Source organism: Metabacillus sp. KUDC1714 (assembly GCF_014217835.1).
Taxonomy (GTDB): domain Bacteria; phylum Bacillota; class Bacilli; order Bacillales; family Bacillaceae; genus Metabacillus; species Metabacillus rhizosphaerae.
Map to the genome: position 1 here is coordinate 998474 of NZ_CP055263.1, position 15020 is coordinate 1013493.

Annotated in this window: 15 protein-coding genes and 1 riboswitch; of the genes, 5 read left to right on the forward strand and 10 right to left on the reverse strand. The window is 36.5% G+C overall.

Annotated features, from left to right (window positions below; genetic code table 11):
* Positions 1 to 6 precede the first annotated feature (6 nt).
* Positions 7 to 2391, reverse strand: a complete 2385-nt coding sequence (locus tag HUW50_RS04900; protein ID WP_066329900.1) for a 3-hydroxyacyl-CoA dehydrogenase/enoyl-CoA hydratase family protein — start codon at positions 2389 to 2391, stop codon at positions 7 to 9.
* Between the two features lie 186 nt (positions 2392 to 2577).
* Here HUW50_RS04900 and HUW50_RS04905 point away from each other — a divergent pair, with 186 nt between their 5' ends.
* Entirely contained in the window at positions 2578 to 2733 is a 156-nt protein-coding gene (locus tag HUW50_RS04905; RefSeq protein WP_185653739.1) for a YuzL family protein, read from the forward strand.
* 64 nt (positions 2734 to 2797) lie between these two features.
* On the opposite strand, the gene HUW50_RS04910 is transcribed toward HUW50_RS04905, so the two are convergent.
* Positions 2798 to 3715 carry a proline dehydrogenase family protein gene (locus HUW50_RS04910; RefSeq protein WP_066329894.1) on the reverse strand — a complete coding sequence of 306 codons (918 nt, stop codon included), beginning with the start codon at positions 3713 to 3715 and terminating at the stop codon, positions 2798 to 2800.
* Between the two features lie 230 nt (positions 3716 to 3945).
* Here HUW50_RS04910 and HUW50_RS04915 point away from each other — a divergent pair, with 230 nt between their 5' ends.
* Positions 3946 to 4224 (forward strand): hypothetical protein, encoded by a 279-nt coding sequence (locus tag HUW50_RS04915; RefSeq protein ID WP_066329893.1) that lies wholly within the window; start codon positions 3946 to 3948, stop codon positions 4222 to 4224.
* Between the two features lie 11 nt (positions 4225 to 4235).
* Positions 4236 to 4583, forward strand: a complete 348-nt coding sequence (locus tag HUW50_RS04920; RefSeq protein ID WP_066329888.1) for a spore coat protein — start codon at positions 4236 to 4238, stop codon at positions 4581 to 4583.
* Between the two features lie 286 nt (positions 4584 to 4869).
* Here HUW50_RS04920 and HUW50_RS04925 read toward each other — a convergent pair whose 3' ends face one another.
* The 5 genes from HUW50_RS04925 to HUW50_RS04945 are packed head-to-tail and all read right to left on the reverse strand — an operon-like array spanning position 4870 to position 8803.
* A complete protein-coding gene (locus HUW50_RS04925; RefSeq protein WP_066329887.1) occupies positions 4870 to 5124 on the reverse strand; it encodes a YusU family protein in 255 nt (84 codons plus the stop codon).
* A 20-nt stretch (positions 5125 to 5144) separates the two neighbouring features.
* Positions 5145 to 5891 (reverse strand): IucA/IucC family C-terminal-domain containing protein, encoded by a 747-nt coding sequence (locus tag HUW50_RS04930; protein WP_066329884.1) that lies wholly within the window; start codon positions 5889 to 5891, stop codon positions 5145 to 5147.
* Entirely contained in the window at positions 5884 to 6702 is an 819-nt protein-coding gene (locus tag HUW50_RS04935) for an ABC transporter ATP-binding protein (RefSeq protein WP_066329882.1), read from the reverse strand. The genes HUW50_RS04930 and HUW50_RS04935 overlap by 8 nt, the downstream gene beginning before the upstream one ends.
* A 44-nt stretch (positions 6703 to 6746) precedes the next feature.
* Complete coding sequence (locus tag HUW50_RS04940) at positions 6747 to 7802, reverse strand: FecCD family ABC transporter permease (RefSeq protein ID WP_066329879.1); 1056 nt, start codon at positions 7800 to 7802, stop codon at positions 6747 to 6749.
* Positions 7799 to 8803, reverse strand: coding sequence for a FecCD family ABC transporter permease (locus HUW50_RS04945; protein ID WP_066329876.1), 1005 nt, complete (start codon positions 8801 to 8803; stop codon positions 7799 to 7801). The genes HUW50_RS04940 and HUW50_RS04945 overlap by 4 nt, the downstream gene beginning before the upstream one ends.
* Before the next feature lie 156 nt (positions 8804 to 8959).
* Here HUW50_RS04945 and HUW50_RS04950 point away from each other — a divergent pair, with 156 nt between their 5' ends.
* Both HUW50_RS04950 and HUW50_RS04955 read left to right on the forward strand, forming a co-directional pair.
* Positions 8960 to 9964: an ABC transporter substrate-binding protein gene (locus tag HUW50_RS04950; RefSeq protein WP_066329874.1), complete on the forward strand. Its 1005-nt coding sequence runs from the start codon at positions 8960 to 8962 to the stop codon at positions 9962 to 9964.
* A gap of 130 nt (positions 9965 to 10094) precedes the next feature.
* Positions 10095 to 10820: a ZIP family metal transporter gene (locus HUW50_RS04955; protein ID WP_066329984.1), complete on the forward strand. Its 726-nt coding sequence runs from the start codon at positions 10095 to 10097 to the stop codon at positions 10818 to 10820.
* 43 nt (positions 10821 to 10863) lie between these two features.
* Here the strand turns inward: HUW50_RS04955 and HUW50_RS04960 are convergent, their stop codons facing one another.
* From HUW50_RS04960 to HUW50_RS04970, 3 genes are all read right to left on the reverse strand, one after another.
* Positions 10864 to 12186, reverse strand: a complete 1323-nt coding sequence (locus HUW50_RS04960) for a TrkH family potassium uptake protein (protein ID WP_185653740.1) — start codon at positions 12184 to 12186, stop codon at positions 10864 to 10866.
* Positions 12187 to 12189: 3 nt separating this feature from the next.
* Entirely contained in the window at positions 12190 to 12846 is a 657-nt protein-coding gene (locus tag HUW50_RS04965) for a potassium channel family protein (RefSeq protein ID WP_066329872.1), read from the reverse strand.
* A gap of 236 nt (positions 12847 to 13082) precedes the next feature.
* Positions 13083 to 13241: riboswitch (cyclic di-AMP (ydaO/yuaA leader) on the reverse strand.
* Positions 13242 to 13756: 515 nt separating this feature from the next.
* A complete protein-coding gene (locus tag HUW50_RS04970) occupies positions 13757 to 14989 on the reverse strand; it encodes a dicarboxylate/amino acid:cation symporter (RefSeq protein ID WP_066329869.1) in 1233 nt (410 codons plus the stop codon).
* Positions 14990 to 15020 lie beyond the last annotated feature (31 nt).

A 15020-nucleotide genomic window follows, 5' to 3' on the forward strand; every position in this document is an offset into this window, starting at 1 on the left:
TTTCTCTTAATTTCTAAGCGGCTTCCCTTTTACGAGCATATGTTGCATACGTTGTTGAGATTTGCCCTCGGCAACTAAACTTAAAAATGCTTCCTTTTCCAAATCGAGCAGATACTGTTCATCTACTTCAGTACCGAATGGAACTCTTCCACCAGCAATAACAAAAGCAAGTTTTTTGGCAATTTTTAAATCATGATCAGAAATGAAGCCTGAAAGGTACATAGATTGTGCACCAAGTAGTAATGTTGCATAGCCAGTTTCACCAACAACAGGTATTTTCTTTCTAGTAGGAGGTTGGTAGCCATTATCATGCAGTTCAATGACGCGCTGTTTTGCATCGTATAATAGGTGATCACCATTAATACTAATCTTGTCACCGTCATTTAAAAATTGATTTTCCCTCGCTTCTGCAGCTGATGTTGAAACCTTTGCCATTGCAACTGTTTCAAACACTCTATTTGCAACTGCTTGTAAATCAAAATCTACACCTTTAGGCATATTGTTTAATTGCTTAATATAGAGCTCTTTATTTCCTCCCCCACCTGGGATTAATCCTACCCCAACTTCAACTAATCCCATATATGTTTCAGAGGATGCTTGAATACGGCTAGCAGGTAAACAAATTTCGGCACCTCCACCTAGTGCCATTCCAAATGGTGCAGCTACAACAGGCTTATTACTATATTTAATCCTCATCATCGCTTGTTGGAACTTGCGGATAACCATATCGATTTCAAAGAGGTTATCGTCTTGAGCTTCCATTAATATCATGCCAAGATTTGCTCCCACGCAGAAGTTTTTGCCTTGGTTTCCAATAACAAGTCCTTTATAATTTTTTTCTACTTCATCGATAGCAAAATTAATCATTTGGATGATATCTAGACCGATTGCATTACTTTTTGAGTGAAATTCAAGCAATGCCACATTATCCCCTAGATCAATCAAACTTGCACCACTGTTTTTCTTTATGACGCCATTGACTTCTTTGTGTGTTTTTAAATCAATTACTTTTGCATTTATTCTAACTTGGCGATATTCTCCATTAAAATAGAAGAATAGTACACCATTTTCTTTTCGATAGAATGTCTCAAAGCCCTTCTCAACCATCTCTTTTACCCAAGCAGGAACGGTAAATCCCCTTGTTTCCATTACTTCTATGGCTTGCTTAACACCAATTGCGTCCCAAAGCTCAAACGGACCAACTTCCCAACCAAATCCCCATTTCATAGCGCTGTCGATCGCGACAATATCATCGGCAATATCTCCAAGCAGCTCTGCAGAATAGATGAGCGTCGGAATGGTGATATTTTGTAAAAGAAGCCCTGCCCGATCCTTAGAATATATAAGCGCTTTCAATTTATCATTTAATCCCTTAGCCTGTTTAGCAAGCTCCATTGATGGACACGTTATTTTCTTTTTCTCTTCATACTCAAACGTTTCAGGATTTAATTCAAGAATTGTTTTGCCTTCTTTTTTATAAAACCCCTGACCACTTTTACTTCCTAACCAACCATTATCCAGCATTGTTTGCATGAATGCCGGAACCTCAAATACCTCTTTTTCCTTGCCATCTACTTGGTCATAGACGTTTCTAGCCACATGTGCAAACGTGTCTAAACCAACGACATCAAGTGTTCGAAAGGTTGCACTTTTCGGTCTGCCAATAAGAGGTCCTGTTACAGAATCAACTTCACCAACACTGTATCCCCCTTTAAGCATTTGTTGGACAGTTACCAGTAATCCATACGTACCAATGCGATTAGCTATAAAGTTAGGTGTATCCTTTGCTTCAACAACACCTTTACCTAAAACATCCTCTCCAAATGTTTTCATAAACGATAATACCTTTTCATCGGTATCCTTTGTTGGTATCACTTCTAATAGCTTTAAATAACGTGGTGGATTGAAAAAATGTGTTCCAAGGAAATGCCTTCTAAAATCCTCTGAACGACCTTTTGCCATTGCTTCAACAGATATTCCTGATGTATTTGAACTAATAATACTACCATGTTTTCTATGTTTATCAACTTCAGCAAAAACCTTTTGTTTTACTGCTAAATTCTCAACAACTACCTCAATTACCCAATCAACTTCAGCAAGGCGAGGTAGGTCATCTTCAAGGTTGCCTGCTTCTATAAGATCAATATTTCCCTTTACTGTTAATGGAGCTGGCTTTTGTTTTAGCAGCTTTTTTATAGATGTTGCTGCATTACGGTTTCGAACTGACTTATCTTCTAAGGTTAACCCCTTCTTAACTTCATCCTCATTCAATTCACGTGGCACAATATCCAATAGTAAGACAGGGATGCCGATATTAGCTAAATGTGCTGCAATTCCTGAGCCCATTACCCCTGAACCTAATACTGCAGCTTTCTTAATATGTTGGCTCATGCTTTTTCCCCCTTTTTTGAATGAATACTCATTCATTTTTCTCCCAAAAAAAATGACCCTTGCGAATTAGTTCCTTTATTCTTAATATAAAAGATTTTGAAAATTTCTTCAATACATTTATGATATTTTTTCCTAAATAATCAAATTCCACTTTGGGAAAGCTAGTTTCTTAGGAGGTGATAGTTCATGGCACGTTTAAAAAAGGATCCTTCAAAAGCTGGTGTTAGTGCTGCAAGTGTTAAGGGCAACGCTGGTCCTACAAATGAAAAAGCAGGTGGCGGAAAACGCACAAGCCAAAACCAGCAATATAAGCAACATAATATGGGAAATGATAACATGTAATTTTTCAATGGTCTAACCCCTCCGCTTTTTTACACTATTGGAGGGGTCTGGCCCTGCTTACATATTACTTTTTAATTATTCCCTTCAACACAAAAGCTACGTTTGCAGGCCTTTCTGCAAGCCTCCTCATAAAATACCCATACCAATCAGTCCCATACGGAACATATACACGCATTCGGTACCCTTCTTTTACGAGTTCTAGCTGCTTTTCAGGACGAATGCCATAGAGCATCTGAAATTCAAATTGTGATTTAGGTATTTTGTGCACTTTCACAAGTTTTTTTGTATAATCTATTATCGCATTATCGTGCGTTGCTACGGCAGTAAAATTTCCATTCAATAAATGCATCTTAATGATTTGTTTAAAATTTTCATCTACTGCTTTTTTTTCCGGAAATGCAACCCTTGAAGATTCTTTATACGCTCCCTTTACAAGTCTCAAATTAGCACGATACTCGGCTAACTCCTCAATATCCATAACTGTACGGTATAGATATGCTTGAAGAACCGTACCAACATTGTTAAATTCTTTTCTAAGCTCTTTATAAATTTCAAGAGTTCTTTCACATCTTGAATAATCCTCCATATCAATCGTGACAAATACTTTATTTTGCTTAGCAACAGACAGTATTCGTCTCATATTTTGTAAAACAACTTCATCCGATATGTCTAATCCCATAGATGTTAATTTTAATGATAGCTGTGATTGTAGATTTTCTTTACCTATTGCTTCAATTGCTTTTATTGTGTTGTTAGCCATTTCATTTGCTTCTTGTTCATCTTGGATAAACTCACCTAGATAGTCCAATGTTACATCAAGACCTTTTTTATTTAATTCTTCAATTACCTTAGTTGCCATTTCAATTGTATTTCCCGCAACAAATCTTGCTGCACCAAACCTTAAACCATACCTTTTCGCTAATTTTGTCATCATCTTGTTTCTGGATAAAAACATGAAAGAGTTTCGAAGTAGTTTTTCCAAATAAACCCCTCCTATAGCGTTTTCATGCCCAGCTGATATATAGAAGGCCTTTGGTTGTTAAGCCAAAGACCTTGTATAAAGCGCAATCATAAAATCTCCCTTACTAAAGACTGTATTCTTCCTATATTATCTATATGTCCACTAAAAAAATCTGTTAAAACAGACGGTGTATAGATCCGTTATTTCGTGGAACGATAATGATGATAATATGTGAGGAGGGTTACAAAACTATGCAACAACAACAGAACATGCAACAGCAACAGCAACAAACAATGATGCAGCAGCCACCAAGCATTGTAACAACAAAAGATCAGCTTTACTTAACAGATATGCTCTCTTGGAACCTTTTAGCAATGAAAAAGGCTCATTTTTTTGCGTCCCAATGTCAAAATCAAGAAATAAAAAATCAACTAGATCAAGTCGGTCAAATGCATCATCAGCATTATCAAAAAATATTAACTCACTTACAAAATCAACAACAACCTTCAGCTGGATCACAACTTCAATAGGAGTGATGGAAATGAATATCAATCAACAACAAAAAATAACCAACCCTGAAACACAAATACAAAAAGGACCACAAATGAATGATCGTGATTTTGTTAATGATCTTTTATCTACAGAAAAATACATGACTGCTTCCTACTCATCTGCTTTGAACGAAGCAAGTCACCAAGCACTTTACCAAGATATACTAACCATCTTCAACGAAACACAGCAATCACAACGAGACCTATACAATCTTATGTTTAGAAATGGATGGTACGCACTTGAAGCCGCTGACACACAAAAGCTTCAGCAATCACATCAGCAATTTTCAAACTATATCGTGCAACAATCACCTTATAGTAGTGGAATGTCTCAGTAATTACAAAAGCGTAAGCGCCTTGATCAGCGACGTATGAACTGGAGCACTCCGTATGAGATAAAGCGAGACTTCCATCAGTGGGTTTTCTGATGGATAGCGAGACTTATCGGACCTTTACGGGCAGTTATATTATTTACTGCCCGTTAATGTGCGGCAAAGGAAACACGAAGAGCACGAGCGTTCGATGTTGACTTATCATAAGGAGGAGTGTGAAGTTTACTAGGCGCTGGAGCTTGATGTCAAAGCGCAAAAACAACTCAGCTTCAATAACAGGAAGCTGAGTTGTTTATTTTTGGTTTGCATTTTCACGATGTTTTTCATTAAGAGCTTTAATTTCGTGGATGATTGTTCTCATTTCATTTTTGGCATCAGGATATGTCACATTCCAATGCTTCGCTAATGGTGGCATTGACTTTGCTATATGTGTGTATAATGCCCACATTTTTACCTTCTCTGTCAATTCATCAGATACTTCCCCAATTAATAGTTCTGTATACTTTTCCAATAAACCATCAAACTGTTTAGTAAGTTCTTTATCCATTTAATGTCCTCCTTACTGATTCATAGTCTTTTACATTTAATAGGACATGTAGTACAACGATCATCATTCTTTGACGTTAAATAAAATAAACAGCAAGTTTTTCGCATACGGACGTCATTTTGTTTTGGAAGATCATATTGAGAAAATGGGTTTAGTGCTTTTGTTCCAAACAGCTGTGGTGGTGCATCATGTATAACATAATAAAAATCCTCTTGAATCTTTACTAATTGTTCTTGTGAAAAACTGTCATCTTGTAGTAACGTTTCATACATCCAAAAAATATATACCGCAATATTTTCCCATAGAATTGTTTTAGCAACTTTTGCTTGCTTTGATATAGAGGTAATAACTTTTACGATATTTTCTAAAAAGAGTGATTGTACGACACTTGTTCTCCACTCAGTTCTATCTATTTCTGGAGTCGTTACCTCCAAGTGATCAAAATAAAAGCTTGGCAACCATAATGGATCAGATTCATCTGTTTGGAGGGAAACATTTTGAATTGAGCCATTAATTCCTTTATCAAATGCACTCATTGAATACAACACTAATGCAGCTATAAAAGCATATCTTTTTACAAGCATCGAGCCAATTACATTAGATTTGTCCGTATTAAGTTTCCCCTGAAGTTCTTCCTTAAAAATCTTATTAAGTCGTTCCTCACTAAGCAAATCAACACCCTTAATTGTTAGGCTTGGTACAACTGTTTCTGTATTTAAGCGATACTTCTTTAGAGCATTGATTTCGATTTCAGTAAGTCTAGCCATTAACAATGCCAACTTCTTTAACGATGCATCTACCTCTTCCATGTGGGATGCATAATGGTGTTCCAAATAACGGATCAACTGTCACTTCACAATTCATTTGAAAAACATTTTGAACTAAACTACAATTTATTACTTCCTCAGGTTTGCCTTGAGCAAATATTTTTTGATCTTTAAGGGCAACAAGATTATGAGCATAGCGACAGGCTAAGTTCAAATCATGTAGTACCATAACAATGGTTCGATTTTCTCGTTCATTTAATTCAAATAAAAGATCCAATATTTCAATTTGATGTGTCATATCAAGATATGTTGTTGGTTCATCCAGCAAGATAATATCTGTTTTTTGTGCTAAAGTCATGGCGATCCATGCACGTTGCCTTTGACCACCAGAAAGTGAGTCAACAGGTCTTTCAGCAAAATCCTGCATACCTGTCGCTTCTAGGGCACTAGTAACAGCAGCCTCATCTTCTTTTGTCCATTGTTTTAACCAACTTTGATATGGATATCTCCCCTGCTTAACAAGCTGAAGAACTGTCAAACCTTCAGGAGCAACAGGACCTTGTGGTAAAATCGCAAGCTGTTTTGCCACTTCTTTTGTAGGTAATTTAGCAATTGCGTTCCCTTCGAGTAAAACAGAGCCTTCTTTTGGCTTTAGCAGTCTTGCAATTGAGCGAAGCAATGTTGATTTCCCACAGCCATTACTTCCTATAAAAACGGTAATTTCACCTTTTGGAATTTTCACATCTAACTCATTTATAATAATTGTGTCACCATAAGAAAGTGTGAGCGCATTTGTTTCAATAGAATGCATACTAAATCGCTCCTTTTCAATAGTAAAAAAATATAAGTTTTTAATTAGGAATTCCTCGTTTTAAATAATAGATATATAAAATATGGTGCCCCGATAGCTGCGGTAAAAACACCGGCAGGAACTTCTAACGGAGAAAACAATGTTCTGCCAATTAAATCTGCTACCATAACCAGAAGAGCTCCTATTAAAGCTGAAACAGGTAGTAATGAGCCGAAAGAAGATCCAACTAACCTTCTTGCAATATGTGGTGCCATTAGTCCAACAAAACCAATTGCACCTGCAAACGCTACAGCACATCCTGTTAGTGCTGTACTTAAAATTAACAAGAAAAGCTTATTTTTTTGAACTGCACTTCCAACACCAGTTGCAAGTTCATCTCCGAGCTCTTGTATATTAACATTTCTTACTGAGATCATACTGATGATCAATAATATAAGCACAACTGGTAGCATAATTCGTACCTGTTCCCAGTTAGCTGCATATACTGTTCCAGTAATCCAAACATTTGCTTGTGCTGCTTGGTAAATCGGTCCTTTAATCATAAATAAGGTTGTTAATGATTGAGTAAGCATTGATAAACCAATACCTATTAAAACTAGCCTTATAGAAGATGAGCCATTTTTCCACGAAAGAAGATACACTAGCAACCCTAAAATTGTAGCACCTAAAAATGCTGCCACAGGGATCCATTCAATACTCACTGTTAAGGCATTGTTCTTATTACTAAACAGCATAAAGAATACAACAACAGCTACCGAACCCCCACCTGTAATACCAATAATATCAGGCGATGCTAACGGGTTCCGAATCAGCCCTTGAAGGATTGCTCCTGCCACCGCTAAACAGATCCCAACTAACAAAGCAATAATAATCCTTGGTAATCGAAATGAGAAAATAAATAAATTATCCATTTCAGTGCCGAAGCCAAATAATGTTTTAACTACATTCAATGGACTGATAATGACTTCACCGACTCCAGTACTAATGATAAAAATTGCAAGAACAACTGCACTTAATACTGCTGATGTCACGACTGTTTTTTTATCTATTAAAAACGAAAATTTATCTGAGGCAATACGTAGTTTGAAGTACTTTTTCATTTTTGACCGAACCCCCTACGTGCAATATAGACAAAAAAGGGAGTTCCAATTAAGGCTGTCATTACTCCTACTGGCACCTCTTCAGGCATGACGATAAATCTTGCTAATATATCAGCAAATACTAAAAGAGCCCCGCCAAGCACAGCACAATAAGGAATAATCCAACGATAATCATTCCCTACTAAAAACCTTGCAAAATGCGGTATAACAATCCCAATAAATGCAATGGGACCAGCTACTGCAACAGAGCCTCCACCAAGCACAATAACGATTAGAGCAGCTGTAAGTTTAACAAACCCAGTTCGTTGACCTAATCCTTTTGCCACATCTTCTCCCATTGTTAACACATTTATTTTCTGCGACAAGATCATACTTAAGATAATTGCAGGTGCTACATAAGGTAAAACTGAAAGCAAGCTTTCCATTTTCCGTCCTTGAACAGAGCCAGCTAACCAAAAAAGGACTTGATCTAAAGCTGATTCATTCACAACAAGCAACCCTTGTGTTAAAGAGGAAAATAAAGCTGCCATTGCAGCTCCTGCTAATGTCAACTTCATTGGAGTTAATCCTTCTCTTCCAAATGAGCCGATGAAATAGACGACAAACGCAGTTGTAGCTGCTCCAGCAAATGCAATCCATGTATAAGCCTGTAAAGAATCCACATAAAATAAGGAAACAGCCACTACTATAAAGAAACCTGCTCCTGCATTAATTCCAAATACACTTGGTGAGGCTAACGGATTTTTTGTTAATGCTTGCATGATTGCACCAGCAATAGCTAAACTTGCACCAACGACTGCTCCTATTAGAGCCCTCGGCAACCTAACATTATGAATAATAATATGTTCATTAGAACCGTCAAAGCTAGTAAATGCATCATACGCTATTTTCAAGTTTGTATTTGCATAACCAAAGATAAGACTTCCACACATTAATAATAGAAGTATTGCAAACCCTAGTAATAGGACGGTTATTTTTAATTTAGTTGATTTTGATAACATAATGTACTCCCTATAACTTCTTATATCTACTTTCATTTTATCAAAATTAAATGAATTTGAAAATCATTTTCAATTAATCGTTGACATTTTAGTTGATAACTCTTATCATTTCCTTAGTAAATGAAAATGATTATCAAAACAATTAGGAGGTTAACAATGCAATCTACATACAAAAAATCATCGCTATCATTATTCTTACTTGGCTTAACTATGTTACTACTAGCAGCTTGTGGGAATAACACAGAAGAAAATACTGAAACAGAAGGTACTACAGGCAGTAACGATGCTCCAGCAGAAGAAACATATACAATTGAACACGCAATGGGAAATACTGAAATTACTGGGACACCACAAAAGGTTGTTATCTTAACAAATGAAGGTACAGAAGCACTTCTTTCAATGGGGGTAACACCAGTTGGTGCTGTACAATCGTGGTTAGGTGAACCATGGTATGACCACATTTCAAGCGATATGAAAGACGTAGAAGTTGTTGGAACAGAAAGTGAAGTAAACATAGAAGCGATCGCTGCTCTTAAACCAGATCTTATTATCGGTAACAAAATGCGTCAGGAAAAAATTTATGACAAATTAAGCGCCATTGCCCCTACTGTTTTTTCAGAAACATTAAGAGGTGACTGGCAAGAAAACTTCAAATTATATGCAAAAGCACTAAATCATGAAGAAGAAGGTCAAAAGGTTATTGATGATTTCGAAGCACGTATTACCGAGCTTAAAGAAACAGCTGGTGATAAATTAAACCAGGAAGTATCTGTTGTTCGCTTTATGGCAGGTTTAACAAGAGTCTATTATACCGATACATTTTCTGGCGTCATATTTGACAAGCTTGGATTAAAACATTCTAGTTCTGTTCAAGAGTTATTTGCTGATAATCCTGATGACTTGTTTGTTCGTGAAGTGGGGAAAGAAGTTATTCCACAAATGGATGCTGATATTCTGTTCTACTTTACTTATGCACCACCTGGAGATACTGAAGCTACTAAAACAGAAGAAGAATGGACGAATGATCCACTTTGGAAAAACTTAGATGTAGTAAAAGCTGAAAAAGCCTATAAGGTAGATGACGCGATTTGGAACACTGCAGGTGGCGTAATTGCTGCAAATAAGCTGCTCGATGATCTTGAAAAAATTATAACTGAATAAGATGTAAAATGCGGCTGACATTTGTCAGTCGTTTTTTTTTTGCATTTTCCGCTGATTAAATTTACCGCAGAATCGTTTTTTCTAAATTAAATGGGGAAAATAATCTAAAAAAGGACAGGAGATGAGAATGTTGCTTCAAGCTGCACTTTGGGGAGCGTTTGCTGGGTCTTCCATTTTAATAGGAGCTCTACTGGGAATTTTTAAAGATCTCTCCAAGAGGATAACTGGACTTATTATGTCTTTTGGAACTGGTGTCTTAATCGGTGCAGCTTCCTTTGAGCTACTTACTGAATCAGTAAATGAAGGTGGCTTACTAGTTACATCAATTGGTTTTCTTTCTGGGGCATGTATTTTCACATTCTCAGAACTATTGATTACAAAAAGAGGCGGACATGAAAGAAAACGCACAAACAAGAAAACCAGTAATCACTCTGGTCTCTCTATTTTTATCGGTACAATTATAGACGCGATTCCAGAGTCAGTGATTATTGGAGTTAGTTTGCTCGAACAAGGGACTGTGAGTTATTTAATGGTGATTGCTGTTTTCATAAGTAACTTTCCAGAGGGATTATCTAGCACAGTTGGACTAAAAAGGGACGGATATAGTAAGAAAACACTTGTTTTGATGTGGATGGTTGTCGTAATACTAGCCTCATTAAGCTCTTTACTTGGTTATTCACTTCTTCGGGACGCTTCAACGACTATTCTCTCATTTATATCTGCATTTGCAGCTGGAGGAATTATGTCAATGGTAGCTTCAACAATGATGCCAGAAGCATTTGAAGAGGGCGGAGCTATTGTTGGGTTGATTGCTTCACTTGGTTTGTTATGTTCATTATTTTTATCACATATATAAGGGCATCAAATCTGATGATGCCCCATTTCTATTTTGACCGCTATCACCCAGTCAAAATATCTTCTTGTGGATAACGAATTTTCTCTTTCGAAGGTTTTGCTAAAGAGAACATTAACGTTAAAGGCCCGAGCTTTCCTACAAACATAATGAAAATAATAATTTGTTTTCCTATAGTTGTTAATTCTGCTGTAATTCCAGTTGAAAGACCAACAGTTCCAAATGCTGAGACAACTTCAAACATTAAATCAATAAACGGTGCCTTTTCAGTTAAATTCATCATCACAGTTGCAATAATAACAAAGACGATACTAACCATTGTAATGGCTAGAGCTTTTAAAATATAACCTGAATTAATCGTCCTCCTTGAAATAACAATCTCACTTTTCCCTCTTAAAAATGAAATGGTCGCTAAACCAATTACTAGAGCTGTTGTAAGTTTTATTCCTCCACCTGTTGATCCACTACCTGCACCAATAAACATTAAAATAATCATAATAAATATCGTTGTTTCATCTAAACTTCCGATATCAATTGTATTAAAACCCGCAGTTCGTGGTGATACAGCTTGAAAATAGGAAGCCCAAAGTTTCTTACCTATTGAAAGTTCTCCTAGTGTATTGGGATTACTATACTCTACACAGAATATAAATAGCATCGCAATTACATTGATAACCAATGTTCCTACTACCATCAATTTTGTGTGAAGTGAAAACTTTCTAAAAGAACGTTTATGCCAAATATCTACTAATACAGTAAAGCCGATTCCGCCAATAATAAAAAGCGTTGAAATGACAATATTGATTAACGGATCTCCTACAAACTGGGAGAGATTATCTGGCCATAAAGCCAATCCTGCGTTGTTAAAAGCAGATATTGAGTGAAAGAAGCTATAAAATAAGCCTTTCGAAAAACCAAATTGCGGGATCCACCGAAATGCGAGGAAAACCATCGCAATCATTTCAATTGTAAAAGAAAAGATAAATAAATATTTAACGAGCTTTATTACCCCGCCTACAGATGTTTGATTTAAAGCATGCTGCATTAACAATCTTTCTTTTATTCCAATTTTTTTCCCTAGCATAATAAAAATCAAAACTGCAAAAGACATAATCCCTAATCCACCAATTTGAATAAGCAACGCTATGATAAATTGACCGAGAGTAGTGAAGGTTGAACTTGGATCCACAGTAGCAAGGCCAGTAACCGTCATTGCCGAAGTCGCTATAAACAAAGCATCTACCCACTTAATTGATTGATGTGTAGAGAAAGGCAATTTCAGCAAAATTGTTCCAACCATGATCGAGACAATAAACACCAGCACTAAAAGTTGCGATGGATTAAGCTTAATGACCTTTTTCATATTCATCTTTTACATTCCATCTTCTTCAAAATGAATGATTTCTTTGTTTTTCCCAATAATCAACAAGACATCTCCTAAGCCAATTTTTTCATCTGCACTAGGAGATACACAGATTTCTTCGCCACGCTGAATGCCTACAATATTACAGCCAAACTTTGAGCGTATATCTAAATCTGAAAGTGTTTTGTTATATAATTTCTTTGTTGCGACAACCTCAACCATGCTATATTCTCTTGAAAGCTCAATATAATCAATCATTTTTTCTGAAATAATGTGATGCGCAATTCTCTTTGCCATATCTCGTTCAGGGTGAATGACACGGTTAACTCCAATTTTATCTAACACCTTTTGGTGATAATCATTTTGAGCCTTTGCCCATACTTGAGGGATTCCTAATTCTTTGAGTAATAAAGATGTTAAGATACTTGCTTCAATATCATCACCAAATGATACAAATGCATGGTCAACATTTCTAACTCCTAGCTGCTTTAAGGCATTTTCATCAATAGCATTAGCTCTAACAGCATGTGTCGCATATGGTGCATACTGCTGAATCTTTTCTTCACTTTTATCGATGGCAAGTACTTCAATCCCAAGCTCATGGAACTCTTTCACTAAGCTACCTCCAAAACGACCTAAACCAAATACAGCGAACTGCTTTTTCACACAAAATTCCTTCTTTCACTTTCAAATTAATAAGAAAAGCGTAAGCGCCTTTATCAGACTAAGGCAGGCATAAGACGCTCAGGAATAGAAGACGTTCTTTGTCTTCAATTCCTGGGTGGCTTATGACCCCGAGGTCTAGGCGCTGGAGCTAGACACCAAAACTAAGTACACCATAGAATTCAAGACCAAAAAAAGACACAGAGGCATAATGAACCCCTGTGACCTATATCACACGTTCACTCCCTCTCTAACGCTTACGAAGTTAGCTGTCGGATTCGGGCAAAAGAGTAGCCCTACAAACGAAACATTACGTTTGATTCACCCCTAGTCGAAGAAAGATCGACTCAAACATTGGTTCCTCCGCTCCTATAATTAGGATTAAGCGATTTTGAATGGTATATTCCTGTTTTTTAAATTAAATAAAGATCAATCCTTAATAGTATGATCTTAAATATTTCATGAATGTATATTACTCCTGAAGTGTTTTACAGTAAAGGATCGAATTTAACTTAAAAATCTCAAATAAACCTAAAAACACACGATTAAGCGCTTACATAATTAGTTTGCTTATCCGCTCTTTATTTTTCAAAATTGTTATTTGATCTTAAATAAAGGCTGTTTTCGCAAACTTTGTTGCTTTTAAAATAGTATTGGGTTGGTTGATTGGCACTCCAGGACGCTCGCTTTCCGTGGGGCGGGCGATGAGCCTCCTCAGCGCGAAGCGCCTGCGGGGTCTCATCTGTCCCGCTACTCCCACAGGAGTCTCGCATATCCGTACCAATAACCTAATCAGTTTTGTCAAAAACAACAATCTTTTAGAAAAGAGCCTAAATAAATTTGAATTTCTCTTTTTATGCTACATAAAGAAAAAATGTTAACCAGAACTCTGGCTAACATTTTTTGGTCAATATTAAAGATTGGCTTCTTTAGTATTCATATGCTTCTTCTCTGTTTCAGATACAATTAATGCACATGCTGCATCACCTGTAATATTAATTGCTGTACGAGCCATATCTAATAAGCGGTCAATTCCTAAAATTAAGCCAATACCTGCAACCGGTAAGCCAACAGAATTTAAAACCATTGCAAGTAAGATTAAGCCAACTCCTGGTACTCCAGCAGTTCCGATACTTGCCAATACCGCTGTTAACACAACAGTAACAAGTTCTATCGGAGTTAAAGACACGCCATAAACTTGAGCAATAAAAATCGTTGCAACACCTTGCATAATCGCTGTTCCGTCCATATTAATCGTTGCACCTAAAGGTTGAACAAAGCTACTAATTGACTCTGGTACTTTTAACTCCTTTTGAGCTGTTTCCATTGAAACAGGTAATGTTGCATTACTACTTGACGTACTAAAAGCAACACTCATTGCTGGTGAAAACTTTTTAAAAAACGTAAATGGATTATATTTAGCTAGGAAGAAAACGGCTGAACCGTATGTTACGACTGCATGAATAACAAGAGCTAAAACAACAACAATCATATATAACCCCATTGCTTTAATAGCTGAGTATCCTTGACTACCAACTGCGGTAGCAATTAATCCAAATGTACCGTAAGGAGCAAACTTCATCACTAAATTCACTAAGTACATCATTAAGTCATTTCCTTGCTCAACTACAGTAAGTAATGTGCTTGCCTTTTTTCCAAGCATCGTAATCCCAAATCCAACAAAGATAGAGAACGCAATAATTTGGAGCATATTCCCTTCAGCAAAGGCTTTGATTGGATTAGTTGGGATAATATTAAGCAAGGTTTCAGCAGTAGATGGTGCCTCCCCCGCTTCAAATTCTGCCCCCGCTGTATCAAAGGTTCCAATATTACCTGGTTGAATCACACTTGAAAGTGTTAGACCAATAACGATCGCTATTGCAGTAGTCACTAAAAAGAAAGTGATTGTTTTAAATCCAATCCTGCCAAGCTTTTTAGGATCACCTAAGCCTGCAACCCCAAGTGTAATTGAAAAAAAGACAATTGGGACAACAAGCATATTAATTAAATTCAAAAATATTTTTCCTAATGGTGTAAATAAAAATGTATTAAGCGTCTTAAATAAATCCGGTGAAACAAGGTTTAAAATTAATCCAACAATTGCCCCTAATATTAAACCAATAATAATTTTTGTTGCTAGCTTCAAGCTAACCACCCCTGTTCTATAATTTATAATC